Annotated in this window: 5 protein-coding genes; 3 read left to right on the top strand and 2 right to left on the bottom strand. The window is 66.8% G+C overall.

The features are described 5' to 3' along the window. The coding region (locus ACFWF3_RS24350) for a cold-shock protein (protein WP_379315436.1) at window positions 1-74 on the bottom strand (74 nt) is incomplete at its 3' end. A gap of 221 nt (window positions 75-295) precedes the next feature. Between ACFWF3_RS24350 and ACFWF3_RS24345 the strand changes: the two genes are divergently transcribed. Together ACFWF3_RS24345 and ACFWF3_RS24340 are read left to right on the top strand one after the other, a co-directional pair. Continuing rightward, window positions 296-1,318 carry a hypothetical protein gene (locus ACFWF3_RS24345; protein ID WP_379315434.1) on the top strand — a complete coding sequence of 341 codons (1,023 nt, stop codon included), beginning with the start codon at window positions 296-298 and terminating at the stop codon, window positions 1,316-1,318. A 103-nt stretch (window positions 1,319-1,421) separates the two neighbouring features. Beyond that, window positions 1,422-3,935, top strand: coding sequence for a DUF262 domain-containing protein (locus ACFWF3_RS24340; RefSeq protein ID WP_379315432.1), 2,514 nt, complete (start codon window positions 1,422-1,424; stop codon window positions 3,933-3,935). Here the strand turns inward: ACFWF3_RS24340 and ACFWF3_RS24335 are convergent. Further along, window positions 3,932-4,213, bottom strand: a complete 282-nt coding sequence (locus ACFWF3_RS24335) for a hypothetical protein (protein WP_378663632.1) — start codon at window positions 4,211-4,213, stop codon at window positions 3,932-3,934. The two genes, ACFWF3_RS24340 and ACFWF3_RS24335, sit on opposite strands and share 4 nt — an antisense overlap. Before the next feature lie 93 nt (window positions 4,214-4,306). Between ACFWF3_RS24335 and ACFWF3_RS24330 the strand changes: the two genes are divergently transcribed. Further along, the coding region (locus ACFWF3_RS24330) for an endonuclease/exonuclease/phosphatase family protein (protein WP_379315430.1) at window positions 4,307-4,887 on the top strand (581 nt) is incomplete at its 3' end.

Below are 4,887 nucleotides of genomic sequence, written 5' to 3'. Positions count from 1 at the left end.
GGGCCGCCTCCGTCTTGGGCGATGAAGCCGAAGCCCTTTTCGCCGTTGAACCACTTGACGGTGCCTTGAGTCATGTTTTAAAAGTCTTTTCCGTAGGTGAGCCATGGCGATCACTTGCGATCAGCCCAGTCTCAGCAACCCAGTATGCCATACTCGCCAGCAAACCGCGCCTTGCGGTTTGTCACACTGCGATGTGGGCGGCGTATACCGTGGAAAACCGGCGTGTCGAGTCGGTCGGCAACCAATGCGAACGCCCCTTTCACATCGCGTCGCGGACTGTGCCAATCTGAGCGGTATGGGTGAGATGAACGCGGGGCGTGGCGGGCACGTCGACCTGGCCATGCGGGTGCTCGACGCACACGTGGCGTTCACCAAGCAGCAGTTGCGCGAGCCCGCCGGCTTCCTCGAGTTCGTCACCGAGGAGATCGACGGCGCGCTCGACGAGGCCGCGGAACTGACCCTCGCGCAGGCGGTGACCCGTGAGCAGATCAAGGCGGTCGCGCACAAGTTCGCCGTGCAGGTTCCCGTCGAGGGCGCTATTCCCGAACTCGTCGGTGAGATCGCCACCCGCCTGTACAACCATCGCGCCAACGACGAGATCGAGGTCGGTGAGCTCGTCGACAGCCGCCGCTTCGACGAACTGGTCGACGGCGTAGCCGATCTGGATCTCACCCACCGGCTGGTGCGGCTGGTGCTCAACAGCCCGGTGACCGTCGACGCGTGCGTCGAGGCGGTCCAGCGCGCGGTGGTCACCGCGGTCGACGACGGTTTACACCCCGAAGGCGGTGGCCTGGCCCGGACGCTGCGCGGTGCGCTGTCGCGGCTGGCCGAACCCGCGATGCCCGCGATCGAGCAGGGTGTCGGCAGGCTCACCCGCACCGGTGCGCGATTCGTGTTGCGCGGCAACAGTAGTGACGCCGACGAAGTGTTGCTCGACAGCGCCCGCGAGACCTGGCGCAAACACACCGGCGTCGCCGTCGGCTCGTTCCGTGATCTGGTCTCGGCCACCGATGTCGAAGACATCGTCGTGCTCGTCTTCGAATTCTGGCGCACCTTCCGCGATACCGACTACTTCCGCGCCCTGCTCGACGAGGGCGTGGACCACGTCTTCGACAAGTACGGCGACACCCCCCTTGCCGAATTGCTGGCTGAGCTGGGCGTAGGGCGCGCGGAGATGCTCGAGGAGGCGCTGCGTTTCGGCCCGCCGGTCCTCGAAACACTCGACGAGCGCGGTTATCTCGACACCGTGCTGCGTCGCAGGCTGGCGCCGTTCTACGCTTCGGACGCCTTCCGGGCAGCGGTGTCCGGGATGGAGTGATCACGCCAGTTCCGTTCGGCCGCTGGCATGTCGGGATGTGTCGGTACGATTCGTGCAACGATGGGGCGCTTGTCTGCCACCGGATCTCGATCGAAAGGCTGCCGTGACACGTCTGTCCACCCTGCTCGACCAGATCGACTCCGGTGCTGTGCTGCTGCCCGAATTCCAGCGCGGCTACGTGTGGAACCGCGACCAGGTGCGTGGACTCATGCGGTCGCTGTATCTCGGGTATCCGGTCGGTGGGTTGCTGGTGTGGGAGACCGGGTCCGAGGAGATCGCGGTACGCGGGTCGACGACCGGCTCGGGGCTGCGCCAGTTGCTGCTCGACGGTCAGCAGCGCATCACCACGCTGTACGGGATCATGCGCGGGACAGCGCCGTCGTTCTTCGAAGGCGACGAGATCGCTTTCACCGGTCTGCATTTCGATGTCGAGCGGGAGCTCTTCGAATTCCAGGTGCCCGGCCGCGATACCGCACCGGCCTGGATCGACATCACCGAATTGTTCGCCCAGGGCCCGATGCACTATCTGGCCAGGTTCCCGGACGAGTCGCCGGAAACCCTTGCCCTCTATCTCGATCGGCTGAACAAGGTTCGCGAGGTCGCCAACCGCGAGTTCAACGTCGAGACCATCACCGGATCGGATCGCACGGTCGACGAGGTGGTCGACATCTTCAACCGGGTCAACTCCGGCGGCACCAAACTGTCCAAGGGCGACCTCGCGCTGGCCACTCTGTGCGCGCAGTGGCCGCAGGCCCGCGGCAACCTGCGCGACCACCTGATCCGCTGGGACAAAGACGGCTACACCTTCACCCTGGACTGGTTGCTGCGCAACGTGATCGCCGTCGGCAACGGCCGCGCGCACTTCGACGCGCTCGGCGATCTGGCACCCGCGGAATTCGAGCAGGCCCTGGTGGCCACCACGAAACAGGTGGACACCTTCCTCGACACGGTGGCGGGCCGGCTCGGCCTCGATCACGACCGAGTCCTGATGGGGCGCTACGCGATTCCCGTGATCACCCGCCTGCTGTTCCTCAACGGCGGCCGCTTCGACGACGACCTGCACCGCGACCGGGTGCTGTACTGGTACGTGCATTCCGCGCTCTGGGGCCGGTTCAGCGGCTCCACCGAGACGTTCCTGCAACAGGACTACGACACGCTCGAACGCGGCGGCATCAACGCGCTGATCGGCTCGCTGGAACGGCTGCGCGGCGGCTCGCTCGACCTGTGCGCCGACGACTTCGCCGGTGCCACTCGCGGTTCCCGGTTCTATCCGCTGCTGTACATGCTCACCCGCGTCGACGGTTCCCGCGATCTCGGCACCGGCTCCGAACTCGGCATCGAGCAGTTCGGTGAGCGCACGCCGGTGCAGGTGCACTACCTGTTCCCGAAAACCCTGCTGCGCGACGCCGGTTACGAACGCAACGAGATCAACGCGATCGCCAATTTCTGCTTCCTCAGCCCCGGCTCCGAGGCCGAGCTCGGCGAGCGTGAGCCCGCCGACTACTTCGCCGAGATGGAACGCCGCAACCCGGGTGTGCTCGCCTCGCAGTGGATTCCGACCGATCCGTCGCTGTGGCGGGTGGAGAACTACCGTGAGTTCCTGCGGGCCCGCCGCAAGATGCTCTCCGCCTCGGCGGATGCGTTCCTCGAAAAGCTGCGCACCGGCAAGCTGCACCGCCCGACCCTGCTGACGGTGGGTGTCGCCGGAGTGACCATCGGCGATCCCGCGGTGGACCAGGTCAACGCGCTCGTCGACGACCTCGTCGCCGACGGCTTCGGCTTCCCGCTGCTCGACAGTGAGGTCTCCGACCCGGTCACCGGCCGCGAACTCGCTGTCGCCGAAGCCTTTTGGCCAGAGGGCCTGCAGCCGGGCGTCGGCATGCCGGTGGTGCTCGTGCTCGAGCCGTCCAATGCCGACCTCACCCGCTTCGCCCAGCTGGGCTACGCGGTGTTCACCTCTGTCGACGCCCTGCGCGGCTATGTCGACAACCTGCGCGTGGAAGCCTCCGGCGACAGCGGTATCGACGGCCCGGTCGGCGATCTGGCCGCGTTGGCCGACCGCCTGCCCGCCACCTGGGTCGGCAATTCCGAACAGGTCTGGTTCCGCTTCGCCTGGAACCTGCTGGAGCGTGACCGCGCCGAGGGCCCCGACGCGCTGCTCGGTCCCGAACAGCTGGCCCTGCGCTACATCGCCCTGTGGGCGCTCACCCGCACCTTCTACATCCACGCCTTCGACCAGGGCAACCCGGGCGAATGGCGCTACTACCTCGGCGACGCCATCGGCCCGAGCCCACTGGTCCCGCGTGCGTGGCTGGCCCAGCGCGCCGTCGAATCCGGTGCGCTGGCCCCCGGCATGCCGCCCGGCGACGAGGACATCGCGATCGCTCTGGTCCACGGGGTCATCGAGACCGTCGACGAGGTCGCCACCGTGCTGTCCCACCTTCTCGGCGGGCCCGGTCTGTTCGCCTCGCTGTGGGCGTCGGCGGGCGCGGCCGAACACTACGGCTACCCCCTGTCCACCGATCAGATCAACGACCTCATCAACCAGGTGGTCAACGATCCCGAGTCCCGAAAGATCCAGGCCTACAACTGGATCGAGGCGGGTCTGCCGCTCTAGGGCCTACCGGTCGCGCGCTGAAAGGTCGAGACGAAGTCGGTCAGCGCGGTGCGGTCCTCGAGGTCGGCCGGTCGGTAGCCGCGGTCGGCTTCGACCGTGATCGCGGTGCCCGCGCCGACGCGCAGCTCGTCCCAGCAGACCGGGAGAACCGGGAGCTGCACGGTGCGCTCACCGACGGTCAGGGTGATCGCCGAGGTGTACTTGTTCGCGACGGTCATCAGCTCCTCGACGGCCCGCTCGGTGAGTGGACCCGCGGCGGAGAACTCTTCGATGTACACGGTCACCTCCCTTCCGGCGGCCAGTGTAGGTCCTCGCGGAGTTCCCAAGACCACCGCAAGAGACCTGAAAGCGGCGCCGCTTAGGGTGACCTCATGATGCGTAAATGGGCGGAACGAGCGTTGCTCGTCCTGGGGTGGGGCGCGGTGGTCGCGGCGGTGGCCGGGATCGTGTTGCATGTCGTGGACTGGCGCCAGAAGTCGATGGTGCTGTTGGCGTCGGGGGCGATGTGGTTGATGCTCGGCGCGGTCGTGGGACTGGTGCTGTTGCTGCTCGCCCGAGGCTGGCGCAGCTCGGGGGCGGCGGCACTGGTGCTGGCCGGGGCCGCGTGGTTGGTGGTGCCGTCCTACATTCCGGAGGTCAGGGCCGCCGATGGGCCGGAACTGGTGGTGATGCAGTCGAACATCCTGTTCGGCCAGGCCGATCCGGTCGCCGTGGTCGGTGCGGTGCGGGAGAACAACGTCGACGTGCTCACCGTCGAGGAGTTGACCGTCGACTCGATCACGGGTCTGCGTGTGGCCGGACTCGAAGAACGACTGCCCTACTTCTATCTGGAACCGGCGCAGTCGGGTGGTGGCGGCACCGGCATCTACAGCCGATACCCGTTGCGCGACACCAAGAAATACGACGGCTTCGTCATGAGCAATATCTCGGCGACGATGGAACATCCACAGCG

Source organism: Nocardia sp. NPDC060220 (genome assembly GCF_042727815.1).
GTDB lineage: Bacteria > Actinomycetota > Actinomycetes > Mycobacteriales > Mycobacteriaceae > Nocardia.
This window is presented reverse-complemented; position numbering and strand designations above follow the sequence as displayed.